The 12762-nt window shown below is 73.1% G+C and carries 15 protein-coding genes; 7 read left to right on the top strand and 8 right to left on the bottom strand.

Going from position 1 to position 12762, the window contains the following annotated elements; all coding sequences use genetic code 11:
- Both ACZJYS_RS17320 and ACZJYS_RS17315 read left to right on the top strand, forming a co-directional pair.
- Positions 1 to 823 (top strand): NAD-dependent epimerase/dehydratase family protein (locus ACZJYS_RS17320; protein ID WP_493179741.1); only part of this gene is annotated, 823 nt, incomplete at its 5' end.
- A 165-nt stretch (positions 824 to 988) separates the two neighbouring features.
- On the top strand, positions 989 to 1144 hold the full coding sequence (locus ACZJYS_RS17315; protein WP_493179740.1) for a hypothetical protein: 156 nt from the start codon (positions 989 to 991) through the stop codon (positions 1142 to 1144).
- A gap of 53 nt (positions 1145 to 1197) precedes the next feature.
- On the opposite strand, the gene ACZJYS_RS17310 is transcribed toward ACZJYS_RS17315, so the two are convergent.
- Both ACZJYS_RS17310 and ACZJYS_RS17305 read right to left on the bottom strand, forming a co-directional pair.
- The gene (locus ACZJYS_RS17310) at positions 1198 to 2043 is read right to left on the bottom strand and encodes an inositol monophosphatase family protein (RefSeq protein WP_493179739.1); all 846 of its coding nucleotides are present in this window, start codon (positions 2041 to 2043) and stop codon (positions 1198 to 1200) included.
- Positions 2040 to 2909, bottom strand: coding sequence for a diacylglycerol/lipid kinase family protein (locus ACZJYS_RS17305; protein WP_493179738.1), 870 nt, complete (start codon positions 2907 to 2909; stop codon positions 2040 to 2042). The genes ACZJYS_RS17310 and ACZJYS_RS17305 overlap by 4 nt, the downstream gene beginning before the upstream one ends.
- A gap of 57 nt (positions 2910 to 2966) precedes the next feature.
- On the opposite strand from ACZJYS_RS17305, the gene ACZJYS_RS17300 reads away from it, so the two are divergent.
- The 5 genes from ACZJYS_RS17300 to ACZJYS_RS17280 all read left to right on the top strand — a co-directional run bounded on the left by ACZJYS_RS17300 (position 2967) and on the right by ACZJYS_RS17280 (position 7281).
- A complete protein-coding gene (locus tag ACZJYS_RS17300) occupies positions 2967 to 3197 on the top strand; it encodes a hypothetical protein (RefSeq protein WP_493179737.1) in 231 nt (76 codons plus the stop codon).
- The gene (locus ACZJYS_RS17295) at positions 3181 to 3840 is read left to right on the top strand and encodes a hypothetical protein (RefSeq protein ID WP_493179736.1); all 660 of its coding nucleotides are present in this window, start codon (positions 3181 to 3183) and stop codon (positions 3838 to 3840) included. The genes ACZJYS_RS17300 and ACZJYS_RS17295 overlap by 17 nt, the downstream gene beginning before the upstream one ends.
- Before the next feature lie 88 nt (positions 3841 to 3928).
- Positions 3929 to 5050: an extracellular catalytic domain type 1 short-chain-length polyhydroxyalkanoate depolymerase gene (locus ACZJYS_RS17290; protein WP_493179735.1), complete on the top strand. Its 1122-nt coding sequence runs from the start codon at positions 3929 to 3931 to the stop codon at positions 5048 to 5050.
- A gap of 75 nt (positions 5051 to 5125) precedes the next feature.
- The gene (locus ACZJYS_RS17285) at positions 5126 to 6265 is read left to right on the top strand and encodes a GSCFA domain-containing protein (protein WP_493179734.1); all 1140 of its coding nucleotides are present in this window, start codon (positions 5126 to 5128) and stop codon (positions 6263 to 6265) included.
- A gap of 86 nt (positions 6266 to 6351) precedes the next feature.
- Positions 6352 to 7281 (top strand): WcbI family polysaccharide biosynthesis putative acetyltransferase, encoded by a 930-nt coding sequence (locus ACZJYS_RS17280; protein ID WP_493179733.1) that lies wholly within the window; start codon positions 6352 to 6354, stop codon positions 7279 to 7281.
- 19 nt (positions 7282 to 7300) lie between these two features.
- Here the strand turns inward: ACZJYS_RS17280 and ACZJYS_RS17275 are convergent, their stop codons facing one another.
- From ACZJYS_RS17275 to ACZJYS_RS17250, 6 genes are all read right to left on the bottom strand, one after another.
- A complete protein-coding gene (locus tag ACZJYS_RS17275; RefSeq protein WP_109517287.1) occupies positions 7301 to 8299 on the bottom strand; it encodes a cyclase family protein in 999 nt (332 codons plus the stop codon).
- A gap of 145 nt (positions 8300 to 8444) precedes the next feature.
- Positions 8445 to 8957: a hypothetical protein gene (locus ACZJYS_RS17270; RefSeq protein ID WP_493179732.1), complete on the bottom strand. Its 513-nt coding sequence runs from the start codon at positions 8955 to 8957 to the stop codon at positions 8445 to 8447.
- 90 nt (positions 8958 to 9047) lie between these two features.
- Entirely contained in the window at positions 9048 to 9656 is a 609-nt protein-coding gene (locus ACZJYS_RS17265) for a DUF938 domain-containing protein (protein ID WP_493179731.1), read from the bottom strand.
- A gap of 45 nt (positions 9657 to 9701) precedes the next feature.
- Positions 9702 to 10649 carry a sterol desaturase family protein gene (locus ACZJYS_RS17260; RefSeq protein ID WP_493179730.1) on the bottom strand — a complete coding sequence of 316 codons (948 nt, stop codon included), beginning with the start codon at positions 10647 to 10649 and terminating at the stop codon, positions 9702 to 9704.
- A 71-nt stretch (positions 10650 to 10720) separates the two neighbouring features.
- Complete coding sequence (locus tag ACZJYS_RS17255) at positions 10721 to 11518, bottom strand: polysaccharide deacetylase family protein (protein ID WP_493179729.1); 798 nt, start codon at positions 11516 to 11518, stop codon at positions 10721 to 10723.
- A gap of 5 nt (positions 11519 to 11523) precedes the next feature.
- Entirely contained in the window at positions 11524 to 12714 is a 1191-nt protein-coding gene (locus ACZJYS_RS17250) for a YncE family protein (RefSeq protein ID WP_493179728.1), read from the bottom strand.
- Positions 12715 to 12762: the final 48 nt, after the last annotated feature.

Genomic DNA, 12762 nt, shown 5'->3' with positions numbered 1-12762 from the left:
CACCGGCGCGGCCCTCTGCCGCGCCCTCCTCGCCCGCGGCGACAGCGTCATCCCCGTGGTGCGCAATCCGGCCCGCTGGGCGGCGCGCGGCATCCCGCTCGAGCCCCGCCTGGCCGAGATCGGCGACCACACGGCGCTGGCGCGGGCGCTGGAGGGGGCGGAGCGCATCGTCTCCACCGCCCATGCGCGCTGGGCGGCCGCCATCCAGCGGGCGGCGCCGCCGGATGCCACGCTGGTGCTGATCGGTTCCACGCGCCGCTTCTCGCGCTGGCCGGATGCGCATGGCGATGGCGTGCGTGCCGGGGAGGCCGCCTTCCTGTCGGGGCCCCAGCCGGGGGTGATGCTGCACCCCACCATGATCTACGGCGCCCAGGGCGAGAACAACGTGCAGCGCCTGGCGGCCCTGCTGCGCCGGCTGCCCGTGGCGCCGCTGCCGGGGGGCGGCCGCGCCCTGGTGCAGCCCATCTACCAGGACGACCTGACCGCCTGCCTGCTGGCGGCGCTGGACCGCGACTGGCCCACCCCCCGCACCCTGGTGGTGGCCGGCCCGGAGCCCGTCGCCTACCGGGATTTCCTGGCGGCGGTGGCCCATGCCGCCGGGCGCCGGGCGCCGCCGGTGCTGCCCATGCCGCTGGCGCCGCTCGTCCTGCTGGGCCGCGTGGCCGCGCTGGTGCCCGGCCTGCCGCGCATCGGCCCGGACGAGTTGCGCCGCCTGACCGAGGACAAGGCCTTCGACATCGCCGAGATGCGCGCCACGCTGGGGGTCTCGCCCCGGCCGCTGGCGGAAGGGCTGGCCGAAACCTTCGCCCACGCCACGGGTTGAGGGCGGCGGCCGCCCGGGCCGGTGCTGTGGCAGAAAGGTTACGCCTTCGCCATGTCGGTCATCATGACGGTGCAGCCGCAACCGTACGTTGTTCCGCTCCGTTATCCTGCCGAGACGCAAGCGCCCGGGAGGGCGAAGCCCGTGACTGATGACAGGCCACAGACGATGAAGACGCAAGCTCCGCCCGCCCTCCGCAGCCTGCCCGACCGGGCGCTGGATGCTTGGCTGCGGGCCAATCTCGAGCAGCCTGCCGCGCTGGAGCAGGACCAGGATCTTCCGGCCGAGCTGGTGGCGCTGGTGCGCCATGCCAGCTTGAACTGACCGCCGCCTCCGCCTGAGGGAGAGCCACGCCGCTCTCCCTCCTCTCCACGCCTTCAGCGGGTGGCCGCGCAGAGCAGCTCCACCGCCTCGGCCCGCCCCAGCACCACGGGCCGGCGCCAGCCCGCCAGTTCCTCGGCGGCGCCGAACCCCGCGAAATCCTCCCACCCTTCTGCGCCAAGGGTGCGGATGGTGCCCCCCGCCGCCTGCACCAGCGCGAACCCGCCGGCCACGTCCCAGGCATTGGGCCGCTCGAACCGGGCCACTTCCAGCAGCCCCGCCGCGATGAAGGCGCATTCGATCGCGGCCGAGCCGGTCCGCCGCACCTCCCAGGCGGAGGGAATGTTCGGCGCATGGTTTGCCAGCCCGGCGAGGCGCCGGCGGATCGCCGGATTGTAGGCGCGGGCGACGGGCTCCTCCTCGAAGCGCAGCGCGCTCTGCGCCGTCGCGTGATAGACACCGGCGCGCAGCGCGTGGCTCGAGGCGCACCACACCGCGCCCGCGATCGGCCGGCCGTCCAGCAACACGCCCACGGAGCCGGAGAAAAGCGGAAAGCCGTTGATGAAGTTGGCGGTACCGTCCACGGGGTCCACCGCCCAGACGAAGCGGCTGCCGAAGGCGGGGCGGTCCGGCATCTCCTCGCCGAGCACGTCATGGTCGGGAAAGCGCTCCGCCAGCCGGGCGCGCATCAGCACTTCCACGGCGCGGTCCACTTCCGAGACCGGGTCGCGCAGGCTGAGCTGCCCGGCGGGATCGCTCTTGTATTCCACGGCCAGGGTATGGCCCAGCGCCTGCGCCATCTGCGTCCCGGCCAGACGGGCCAGTTCCAGCGCCATCGCCTCGATCTCGGCCAGAAGGGCGGGGCTCAACCCATCCGGCAGCCCGGCTCCGGCGGCGCTCATGCCACGCGCTCCGCCGCGGCGGGAACCAGCACGGTGAGCGCCTCCTGCTCCAGCCCCAGGCGGATTTCCTCGGGCAGCGTCTCGTCGCGGCACGTGTCGTCCTGCCGCACCGGACCGGCGGGCCATGAGAGGACGATCTCATGCGCGGCGCGGCTCACCGTGGGCGGCGGCCCCTGCTCGGGGGCGTGCAGCCACGCGATCATGGCCTCGCGCCGCTCGGGTGGCAGCACCACAAGGTCCAGCCGGCCGTCTCCGGGGCGGGCCTGCGGCGCGATGGCCAGGTTGGGGCCGAAGAGCGGGATGTTCATGGCTTCGGCGAACAGGCTTTCCCCTTCCCATGGCTCGCCGTCCAGCAGGGCCCGGAAGCGCCGCGGCTCGGCATGGGAGAGGATGGTGCGGAAGGCGGCACGCCCGGCCTCGATGCCTTCCGTGCCGCTCTTGTCGGCATGGTCCACAGCGCGCGCGAGCGCACCGAAGCCCACCGCCTCCAGGAAGCGCTGGCGCTCGCCCAGGCCTTCCACGAAGGCGCGGTCGAGCCGGACCTGGCGGGCCTGCCTCCAGGATTCGGCGAAGGCCCGATGCGAATCCCACAGCCCCAGGGAGCGTGCCAGGTTGTTGGCGGTGCCGAAGGGCAGGATGGCCAGATGGGCCCTGCTGGGCATCCGCGTGGCGATGCGCCCGACCGTGCCGTCGCCGCCGGCCACGATGACCAGATCCGGCGCCGTCTCCAGCGCGCTGGCGACGGCCTCGCCCTTGCTGGGGCAGACGCGCAAGGAGAGGCCGGCTCTCTCGAGCGCCGCCGTGAGCTCCCGCAGGGAATGGTCGCCCTGCCCCGCGGAAGGATTGTGGAACAGAAGAGCTTGCATGCCGAGGTAACACAGCATGGACGCCGCCGTTCCCCGGCCCCTTGACGGGAGGAGGGGATGGCGCTTCTCAACTTCGCGCGCGGACCGCAAACAACTGTAGAAAAAAACGGACGAAGCGCGTTAATTCATCGCCATCAAAACAAATTCTATCAATTCTTCCGCGCATGCGGTTATCATATCGCTTCACCAGTCATGTTAGTATCCAACAGCGGGCCGCCGAGAAGCGAACCCACCGCTCCCGCATGGACCGGCTTCGGAGGACAAAAGTTTCGTGAACCTGACGCCTGAAGAGGCCGCCATTGCGAAGGCGCGCGGCTGCCGCCTGATCGCGGCTGATGCACAACAGGTGGCTGTGTTGTCGATGCAACGGCGCGTGTTCTGGATCCAGGGCGAGCCCTGGCTGATCATGCGGGAGGATGGCTTCTTCGAAACGGCCGCCACGCTCCGGCATCTTCTGGAACAGCCCGGGCCCGTGGCGGTTCCCGCGCCCGAGGCGCACGCTGCTCCTGCCGCGCCGGCTCCCGCCGCCGCGGATGTCACCGCTTCCGACATCGCCGCGTCCGAGCCGCCCGCCGCCGAACCACCTCCGGCGGCAGTCCCTGCCGGCATGGCCGCGGCGGAGATGCCGGCGGATGCCGGGGCGCCGGAAGCGGAGGACACGCCGCCCCTGCCTTCTCCGCCGCTGCCTTCTCCATCCCTGGCTTTTCCGCCGCTGCCCGTGCCGCCGGACCTGCCGGTCGCCGGTGGCATTCTGGCGCTCGGGGCGCAGGATGCCCCGCCACGGACCATTCCGGCGGCGCTGGTGATCACCGCGAACATCGTCTCGCGCTATGTCGCCGCCACGCCGGTGGACACGAAGGACCTGCCGGACCTGATCCGCAGCATCCATCGCAGTGTTTGTGCGTTGCAACCAAGCAAGGAAGGGGCCTGATCCCGGCTTCCTTCCGCGCGGTTTCCTCCGCGGTGCCGGGAGCAGCCCTGCCGCCCGGATGAGCGGAGGCGCGCACAACGCTGAAAGGATGACCGTGACGCTTGCGCTGCATGGCCTGGACAGGTTGATCCGCCTGCGCCAGCGCTGGAGCCGCCTGTTCGTCGGCGCGCCGGAAGGCCCCGCGGATGATGGCCGCCTGAACGAGATCGCCGATTTCGGCGAAAACCCGGGCGCGCTACGGATGCTCGTCCATGTGCCGGCCGCGCTCCGCCCCGGCGCGCCGCTGGTGGTGGCGCTGCATGGCTGCACCCAGACCGCTGCGGGCTATGACCGCGGCTGCGGCTGGTCCGCCATGGCGGACCGCCTCGGCTTCGCCCTGCTGCTGCCCGAGCAGCGCAGCGAGAACAACCCCAAGCGCTGCTTCAACTGGTTCGCCCCGGACGATACGCGCCGCGATTCCGGCGAGGCCGCCTCCATCCGCCAGATGGTGGACCACATGCTGCGCGAGCACCGGCTGGACCCGCACCGCGTCTTCGTCACCGGCCTGTCGGCGGGCGGCGGCATGAGCTCGGCCCTTCTGGCCTGCTATCCGGAGGTGTTCGCGGCAGGGGCCATTCTCGCGGGCCTGCCCCATGGCGCCGCCGCCAGCGTGCCGCAGGCCTTCGAGGCCATGTTCCAACCGAAGATCCTGAGCGCCGAGGAACGGGCCGCGCCGGTGCGGGCCGCGTCCGGCCATGCCGGGCCCTGGCCGCGGATATCCGTCTGGCAGGGTGCCGCGGACCGGACGGTGGCCCCGGCCAATGCCGACGAGATCCTGAAGCAGTGGCTGGCGCTGCACGGGCAGGACCTGGAGCAGCCCGCCGGCAGCGCCACGGCCGATGGCGTGACGCACCGGCTGTGGCTGGCGCCGGACGGCCGGCGGCTGGTCGAGGCCTACAGCATCGACAGCCTGGCGCATGGCGTGCCGCTGCACCCGCCCGGCGAGGCGCAGGAGCATGAGGGCCGGATCGGCGAGGCCGGCCCCTACATGCTGGATGTCGGCCTTTCCTCCACCCATGCCATCCTGGATTTCTGGGGTCTGGCACCGGCCCCGCAAAGGGCTTTCGTGGTCAGCCGCGGCGGCGAGGCACGGGAGGTGACGGAGCGCCCCTCCCTGGCCGCCCGCCTGCTGCGCAAGGCCCGGCGTCTGGCCGGGCTGGGGAGCGATTGACCGACCCGCCCGGCCCGCGCCACAAAGCGCGCGGGCGCCATGACGGGGCGTCCGCAACCATGGCGGGTGGACCCCTTGACGAATCCCTATCTCGGTCTTCCGGACCACGCCTTCTGGTCGCGCGCCGTCTCGCGCCCGGCGGCGCGGGATGCGGTCGATCCGCTGGCCGGCACCCCCTTCACCATCGGCCCGCGCGACGCCGTGGCCACGGCGGGAAGCTGCTTCGCGCAGCACATCGCGCGGCATCTGGTGGCGCAGGGCTTCAGCTATCTCCGCGCGGAGAGCGGCGGCGACCCGGAGGCCGACCCGCATGGCTACGACCTGTTCTCCGCCCGCTACGGCAACATCTACACCTGCCGGCAGCTGCTGCAGACCTTCAACCGCGCCTACGGCCTGTTCGAGCCGCAGGACGATGTCTGGCAGCGGCCGGACGGGCGGTATGTCGACGCCTTCCGCCCACGCATCCTGGAGACGGGGCATGACAGCTCGGAGGCGGTGCGGCGGGCGCGGGAGCCGCATCTGCAGGCGATCCGCCGCGCCTTCGAGGAATGCGACGTCTTCGTCTTCACCCTGGGGCTGACGGAGGGCTGGGTCAGCCGGCTGGACGGCGCGGCCTATCCGCTGGCGCCCGGCGTGGTCGGCGCGGGCCGGCCGGCGGAGGACTATGCCTTCCACAACTTCACCGCCGCCGAGACGCGCGCCGACCTCGCCACCTTCCTGGCCCGCCTGCGGGCGGTGAACCCCCGGGTGCGGGTGATCCTGACGGTCTCGCCCGTCTCGCTGATCGCCACCTACACGGCGCAGCACGTGCTGCCGGCCACGGTCTACAGCAAGTCCGTGCTGCGGGTGGCCGCGCAGGAGGTGGCCGACGGCCTGCCGGGCGTCCTCTACTTCCCCTCCTTCGAGATCATCACCGGCCCGCAATCCCGTGGCCGGTACTACGAGGAGGATCTGCGCTCCGTGACGCCGGAGGGTGTGGCGGCGGTGATGGACGTGTTCAGCCGGCACCTGCTGCGCTTGGCGGAGGAGGAGGATGGCGAGGCCGCGGCGGCCGAGCCCTTTCCGCTGCCGGAGGAGCCCCCCGCCGGGCCGCCGCCGTCCGATCCCGGGGCTGGCACGGTGCCGCCCTCCCTGCGGCAGGACTATGCCGCCGAATACGCGCAGAACCTCGACATCATCTGCGACGAGGAGGAGATCGAGCGCAGCCTGCGCTGAGGCGCCGCCATTCTCCAATGTTTGCCTGCCCGGCCGAAGGCGCCGGGCGATGCGCCACGGGTCCTGAAGAGGTGTCAGACGTCGAGATGAAAATTCTGCTCATCGGCAATTGCCAGACGGGCTCCTTCCGGGACGCGCTCCAGATCTGGCTGCCGGGGGCGCGGATCGACCACTTCCCGACCACGCGCCCGGATACCGCCCGCCAGGCGACGGAGATCGCCGCCGCCATTCCCGGCTACGACCATGCCTTCGTCCAGCCGATCGGCGGCGCCCGCTTCGGGCCGCTGCGCCGCCAGGCGCTGGCGCAGGCGGCGCACGCCAACCTGCACTTCATCCCCGGCGTGACCTTCGGCGGCTACCATCCGGACTGCGTCTCCCTCGGCGATACCGCGGGGAACATCCAGGGGCCGATGGGCACCGGCAATTCCGCCCTGATCGCCGCCGCCTTCGTGGCCGGCCTGCCGCCCGAGCGCACGGCCCGCATGTTCAACAGCTTCGTCTATGCCCGGCTCGGCTATTTCGACGAGTTCGCGCTGGCGAGCCAGGCCTTCACCGCCCACATGGCGGGCTTCGGCCTCGACGGCGCCGCCCTGCTGCAGGGCTGGCGGGGCCGCGCCTTCATGCACACCGTGATCCACCCCAAGCCCTACGTCATCTCGGACATCGCCCATGCGGTGCTGCGGCGGCTCGGCCTGGTGGAGGAGCACACCGGCGAGTTGGGCGATGCGCTGGGCGACCGGCTGCTCAATCATCCGGTCTGGCCCGTCTATCCCGAGATCGGCCGCCGGCTGGGCCTCCGGGGGCACCTGCATTTCCGCGGCTCGATCACCGGCAAGGGGGACCGGGAGCTCAACGTGATGGACCTCCCGGCCTATATCGCGCGCAGCTACGAGCATTACGCCACCATGCCGGAGCGGGTGGCGCAGGCGGTGGCCGGCCACCGCCGCGCCGCCGCCGCGCTGGCGCTGCTGCGCGCCGAGCTGAACCTGGCGGAGGCCGCCATCGGCGCCGCCTGAGCGCGGCGCCGCGGCACGCTCAGAACATGGCGGTGGGCGCCACGGTGGAGCCGGTGCCGCCGCTGATCTTCAGCGGCTGCAGCATGAAGGCGAACTCCGACTGGCCGCGCCGCGCCAGCTCGTCCAGCTTCATGTTCTCCAGCAGGTGCACGCCATGCACCACCAGCGCCAGCTGATGCACCGGCAGGCTGGCATCCGGCATGGTCTTGGAGGGCGCGCATTCCACCGGCCAGTTGTCGGAGCCCATCAGCATCGGGTTGCGCTGCAGGATCCACTGCGCCGCCGCCACGCCGATGCCGGGGCAGCCGGCGACGTAGCGCGCATTCTCGCGGCCCCAGAGCAGGCCCCAGCCGGTGTGGATGATGACGGCGTCGCCCTCCTCCAGCGCCACGCCCTGCCGTTGCAGCGCCTGCTCCAGGTCGGCCACGGTGATCTCGTAGTCGTCGGGCAGGGTCTGCACCCCCTTCAGCCCGGCCACGTCGATCAGCACGCCGCGGGTGAAGATGGTGCCGACCCGGTCCACCCCCATCTCGCGGAAGCCGTCGCGGCCGGCGATGTCCTCGTACTTGACGCAGTTGTACACCTCGTCGCCGATGGTCTGGTGCGGGAAGGCGTCGAGCTGCGTGCCGACCTGGCCGATCTCGGAGACCACCAGCTCCTCGTTGCTGCCGCGCCGGTTGGCCTGGGGGTTCATGAAGGTGCGCTTCAGGTGCACGTCGAAGCGGCGGGTGCCGAAGAAGGGCATGGTCTGCGCCAGGGTGTGGCCCAGCTCCACCATGGTGCCGTTGCGCACCAGCCCGGCGGCGCGCTTGGCGCGCTCCGGCGTCATCAGGTTCATGCTGCCGCGCCGGTCCTGCGGGCCCCAGCGGGAGGGGCAGCGCTCACCCGAGGCCGGCGGGCTCCAGCGCGGGGACGAGGTGGACTGGGCCTGGGCCGGCGTGGCGCGCAACCCGAGATGCGCGCCGCCACAGCCGAGGCAGGCCGCGCCGAGCAGGAACCGGCGGGAGAGGGATTTCACGGCATATCCTCCACAGGGCTTGCTTCATGGGCGGCCTCTTGCGGGCCGCGCCTTCAGCCTGCGGGCGTGGCGGGAGGATGGCCAGAGCCAAGCCGGGGCGGCCGGGCCCGCTCAAGATTTTGTGACGAGTCCGAACCGAAAAGGCTCAGCGGCGCGTGCTCCGGTAGAGCGTGCCGTTCCAGGCGGCGCGCCGCCAGGGGCCGTTGACGAAGCGCATCTCCAGATCCTGCCAGCCCTGGCTGCGCTCGCCGGCCAGCCGCACCCGGTCGGCGAAGAAGGTGCCGATCTCGACATGGCGGCCATCGGGCTGGCGCTGCAGCACCAGCATCGGGCAATCCGCCCGGCCGAGCGGCGCGCAGCCGCGCGGGGTGGAGAGGCGGGCCAGGATCTCCGGCTCGCCATCGCTGTTCAGGTCGAGGCGCAGAGTCTCGACCTCCACTGGCAGGCCGTTGGCCCGGACACGGACCAGCAGGGGGCCGCGCGCCTGCTCCACCGCCGACAGCGCCGCCGGGTCGGCCGCCGCGAAGCGGGGCATGGGCGCCTCGGCCCGGGCCGGGCCGGCCGCCGTGAACCCCTCCAGCGCCGGGCCGAGCCCGGTGCCCAGCACCGCGCCCAGCGCCAGCATCCCCAGGCCCCGCATCATCCATCCGCCGCGCATCGCTCCGCCCTCCTGGCCCGGCATCGTCCGCCCGTCCGGCAGGATGGCGCGGCAATGCTTGCGGCGCGGTGAAGGCGGCGCCGCGCGCGCTCAGCCAGCGCGGTGGAACAGCGGCATCAGGTTGTTGGCCGGCATCTCCTCCACCGGGCCGGGGCGGAAGCCGGCGGCGACGGCCGCGGCGGTCACCGCCTCCAGGTCGCGCACGCCCCATTCCGGGTCGCGCTGGCGCAGGCTCTCGTCGAAGGCGGCGTTGCCGGGGGCGGTGTGGGCGCCGCCCCGCCGGTAGGGGCCATAGAGCAGCAGCGGCGCCCCGGGCGGCAGGCAGCGCGCGGCGCCCGCCATCAGCGCCGGCGTCGCCGCCCAGGGGGCGATGTGGATCATGTTGACGCAGAGCACGGCATCCGCCCGCGTCACCGGCCAGTCCGGCGTCCGCACGTCGAGCGCCAGGGGCGGGCGGAGGTTGGGCAGGCCCGTCTCGGCCAGCCGGGCGGCGAGGCTGGCGCGTGCCTCCGGCGTCGGGTCGGTGGGCTGCACCGTCCAGCCGGGCAGGTGGGCGGCGAAGTGCGCCGCGTGCTCGCCGCCGCCGCTGGCGATCTCCAGCAGCAGCCCGGCGGGGGGCAGGTGGCGGCGCAGCACCGCCAGGATGGGGTCGCGGTTGCGCAGCGCGGCGGGGGAGGAGATGCGGGGGTCTTCGCTCATCCCCCTCACCTTCCCCGCCCGGGCGGCGCCGTCAAGCGGCGCGGCTCAGCCGCGGCCGAGCAGCGCCGCGCCCATGCGGCGCAGGCCGAGCACCTGCTGGCGCCACCAGCCGCCGGTGGCCAGCGCCTCCGGCAGCGAGGATTCGCCGGTGGGGCGGAAGATGTCGCGGCGGAAATCGGCGGTGCCGAACATCCAGTCCCACACCGGCAGCAGAACGCCGTAGTTGCGGCCTTCCTCGCCGGGCGCCAGCTCGCTGTGGTGCAGCCGGTGGAAGCGCGGCGAGACCAGCAGCCGCTCCCCCACCCGGCCGAAGGAGAGGCGCACATTGGCGTGGCTCAGCGCCTCCGCCAGCCGCAGCACCAGCACCACGATGGGGAAGTGCCCCGGCGGCACGCCGATCAGCAGCGCGATGCCGCCGAACCAGACGGCGCCGATGACGTCGTCCAGGATGTGGTTGCGGTCATCCGTCCAGAAGGTCATCTGGCGCTGGGCGTGGTGGATGGAATGCAGCGCCCACCACCAGCCGAAGGTGTGCTGGAAGCGGTGCCGCCAGTACTCGCCGAAATCCAGCACCACGATGTAGACGGCCAGCGCCAGCAGCGGCCAGTCGCGCAGGATGGGGAAGAGGGTCTCCAGCGTCGGCGGCACCCAGCCGCTGTCGGCCACCGAGGCCTCCCACCAGGCGCCGAGCGAGGAGAAGGCGATGAAGGCCAGCAGCGGCAGCAGCCCGAGACGGGTGAGCACGGTGTAGAAGACATCCGTGCGGATGCTGCGCCCGTCGGTGCGCGGCTCCACCGGCTTCCACGCCTCCAGCGGCCGGCACACGGCGTAGATCACCAGCACCTGCACCACGCCGAACAGCGCGAAGTTCATCCACTCGAAGGCGTCCTCGGCCCATTCCATCAGGCCGAGCGCGTAGAGCGCGGGCTGGACCAGCACCTCGAACAGCCAGCCCTGGCCCATGTTCCAGGCATCCTGCAGCGCGTCGATCATGCGCGCCCTCCTCTTTCCTCAGGCACCGCGTATCGTCTCAGGCACCCGGCCTTCTCAAGCACCCGGTCTTCTCAAGCACCTTGGGCCGGCAGGGTGGCGAAGCAGAAGCCCTTCGCCAGCAGCCCGTCCAGCAAGGCGGGAAAAACCAGCCCGTAGGGCTCGCGCCGGCTGCGCACGCCCCAGTGCATCACCAGCACCTCGCCATCGCGGATGGCGCCCAGGGCGCGGGCGAGCAGCGCGGCGTTGGGGTGGGCGGCGCTGTCCAGCTCGTCGCCCAGGAAGCCGTTCGCGGTCCAGCCCTGGTGGCGCAGGCCGCAGGCGGCGGCCAGGCGCAGCGCGTTGGGGCTGGTGCGGCCGCCCGGCGCGCGCCACAGCGGCAGGATGCGGGCCTCCGGCGCCATGGCGCGCAGCGCATCGACCGGCCGCGCCAGCTCGGCGCAGAGGCCGGCGCCGTCCAGCACCGCCGCGCCCTCCCCGCGGCGGGAGGCGTAGCGCACCCGCCCCGGCCCGGGATCGGCGCCGAAATACCAGTGGCGGAAGGTGTGGCTGGCGAAGGCGTGGCCCTCCGCCGCGCGGGCGCGCCAGAACGGCGCCCAGCCCTCGCCCAGGGTGCGGCCGCCGCGGAAATCCGGCTCGTCGGCGACGAAGAGGGTGGCGCGCACGTCCCGCGCGCGCATGGCGGCGGCGATGTCCTCCGCCTCCCGGCCCCAGCCCGTGTCGATGGTGAGGTAGAGCGTGCCGGCGCGGCATTGCGCCAGGGCCGGCCTGGAGAGGGGCAGTTGCGCCAGGGCCTGGCTGGCGGCCGGCAGGGCGGCCAGCCCGCCCAGCGCCACGCGCAGCAGGCCCCGGCGGGAGGATGGCACCGGCATGCCGCTCAACGGGCCGGGGCGGCCGGCGCCCCGGCGGGCGGAGCGGCCACTGCGGGCGCGGGCGGCGGAGCAGCCGCCGGGGCAGCCCCAGGGGCCGTGCCAGGCGCCTTCGCCGGAGCCGTGACAGGGGCCACGGCGGGCGCCGGCGCCGGGCTGGCGGTAGCCGCCGGCGTGGCGGGAGCGGCGCTTCCGGCGGCCGTGTTCCCGGCGACCTCCGGCGCGGCGCTGGCCGCGGCCGCGTAGAGGATGCCGTGCGGCGAGCGGCCGACGCGCTGCGTCTCCAGCTTGCCGGTCTCGACATCCAGCACGCCGATGCGGCCCTGCCAGCGCAGCGTCACCCAGAGCCGGCCCTGCGGGTCGATGCTGATGCAGTCCGGCCCGCCCGGCACCTTCAGGCTGCGCACCACCTCGAGGCTGGCCGGGTCGAGCAGGGTGATACGGCTGTCCACCCGGCTGGTGACGTAGATCGTGCTGCCGTCCGGCGAGGGAAACAGCGCGTGCGCGCCGCGCCCGACCGAGACGGTGCGCTCCACCGCCTGGGTGGCGGGGTCCAGCACCGCCACGTGGTCGCTGCCCATGATGCCGACCAGCAGCCTGTCCCGGTGCCAGATGATGCCGGCCGGCTCCGGCCCCACCGGCACGGTCCAGAGCGGCTCCAGCGTCTCCAGGCTGATGGCGGCGACGGTGCCGCTGCCCTGGAGGGTGACATAGACCACGCGGTTGTCCGGGCTGTAGGCGAGGTGGCTCGGCATGTCCGGCATGCCGAGGCGCTTGGCCAGGGTCAGCGCCGCGCCGTCCCAGCGGTAGATGTCCACCTGGTCCCGCCGCAGGCTGGTGATGACCAGGAAGCGGCCATCCGGGCTGAAGCCCAGGTGGTAGGGGTTGGAGAGTGCCTCGCGCCGGATCAGCTCGCCCGTGGCGGGGTTGATCATCAGCATCTCGTTGGCGCCGGAATCGCCCACCATCAGAGTGCTGCCATCCGGCGTCAGGGCCAGGTGGTGCACCTCGCGCAGCACGGGGATGCGGCGCACCTCCGCCCGCGTCTCAGCATCCAGCACCTGGATGGTGGCGTCGCCCGAGTTCAGCACATAGACCAGCCCGGCGGCGCGCGGCGCGGCGGGCGCGCCCAGCAGCAGCGCCAGAGCCGGCAGGGCCGCCAGCCAGGGATGGGTCAGGCGCAGTCGGGGCATCCGCATCAGGCGAGGCTTTCGGGTAACGGCGGGCCGGGAGGACCAGGAAGAAGC

Source organism: Roseomonas sp. TS2, from assembly GCF_058833935.1.
Note: the sequence above shows the minus strand (reverse complement) of the source record. Positions and strands in the feature narration are given on the sequence as shown.

Bases quoted from the DNA above. Each gene is read 5' to 3' on its own strand.
- ACZJYS_RS17265 (WP_493179731.1), bottom strand. From the start codon at position 9,656: ATGAGCGAAGACCCCCGCATCTCCTCCCCCGCCGCGCTGCGCAACCGC.
- ACZJYS_RS17260 (WP_493179730.1), bottom strand. From the start codon at position 10,649: ATGATCGACGCGCTGCAGGATGCCTGGAACATGGGCCAGGGCTGGCTG.
- ACZJYS_RS17255 (WP_493179729.1), bottom strand. From the start codon at position 11,518: ATGCCGGTGCCATCCTCCCGCCGGGGCCTGCTGCGCGTGGCGCTGGGC.
- ACZJYS_RS17300 (WP_493179737.1), top strand. From the start codon at position 2,967: ATGGCGCTTCTCAACTTCGCGCGCGGACCGCAAACAACTGTAGAAAAA.
- ACZJYS_RS17250 (WP_493179728.1), bottom strand. From the start codon at position 12,714: ATGCGGATGCCCCGACTGCGCCTGACCCATCCCTGGCTGGCGGCCCTG.
- ACZJYS_RS17310 (WP_493179739.1), bottom strand. From the start codon at position 2,043: ATGAGCGCCGCCGGAGCCGGGCTGCCGGATGGGTTGAGCCCCGCCCTT.
- ACZJYS_RS17305 (WP_493179738.1), bottom strand. From the start codon at position 2,909: ATGCAAGCTCTTCTGTTCCACAATCCTTCCGCGGGGCAGGGCGACCAT.
- ACZJYS_RS17290 (WP_493179735.1), top strand. From the start codon at position 3,929: ATGACCGTGACGCTTGCGCTGCATGGCCTGGACAGGTTGATCCGCCTG.
- ACZJYS_RS17270 (WP_493179732.1), bottom strand. From the start codon at position 8,957: ATGCGCGGCGGATGGATGATGCGGGGCCTGGGGATGCTGGCGCTGGGC.
- ACZJYS_RS17315 (WP_493179740.1), top strand. From the start codon at position 989: ATGAAGACGCAAGCTCCGCCCGCCCTCCGCAGCCTGCCCGACCGGGCG.
- ACZJYS_RS17280 (WP_493179733.1), top strand. From the start codon at position 6,352: ATGAAAATTCTGCTCATCGGCAATTGCCAGACGGGCTCCTTCCGGGAC.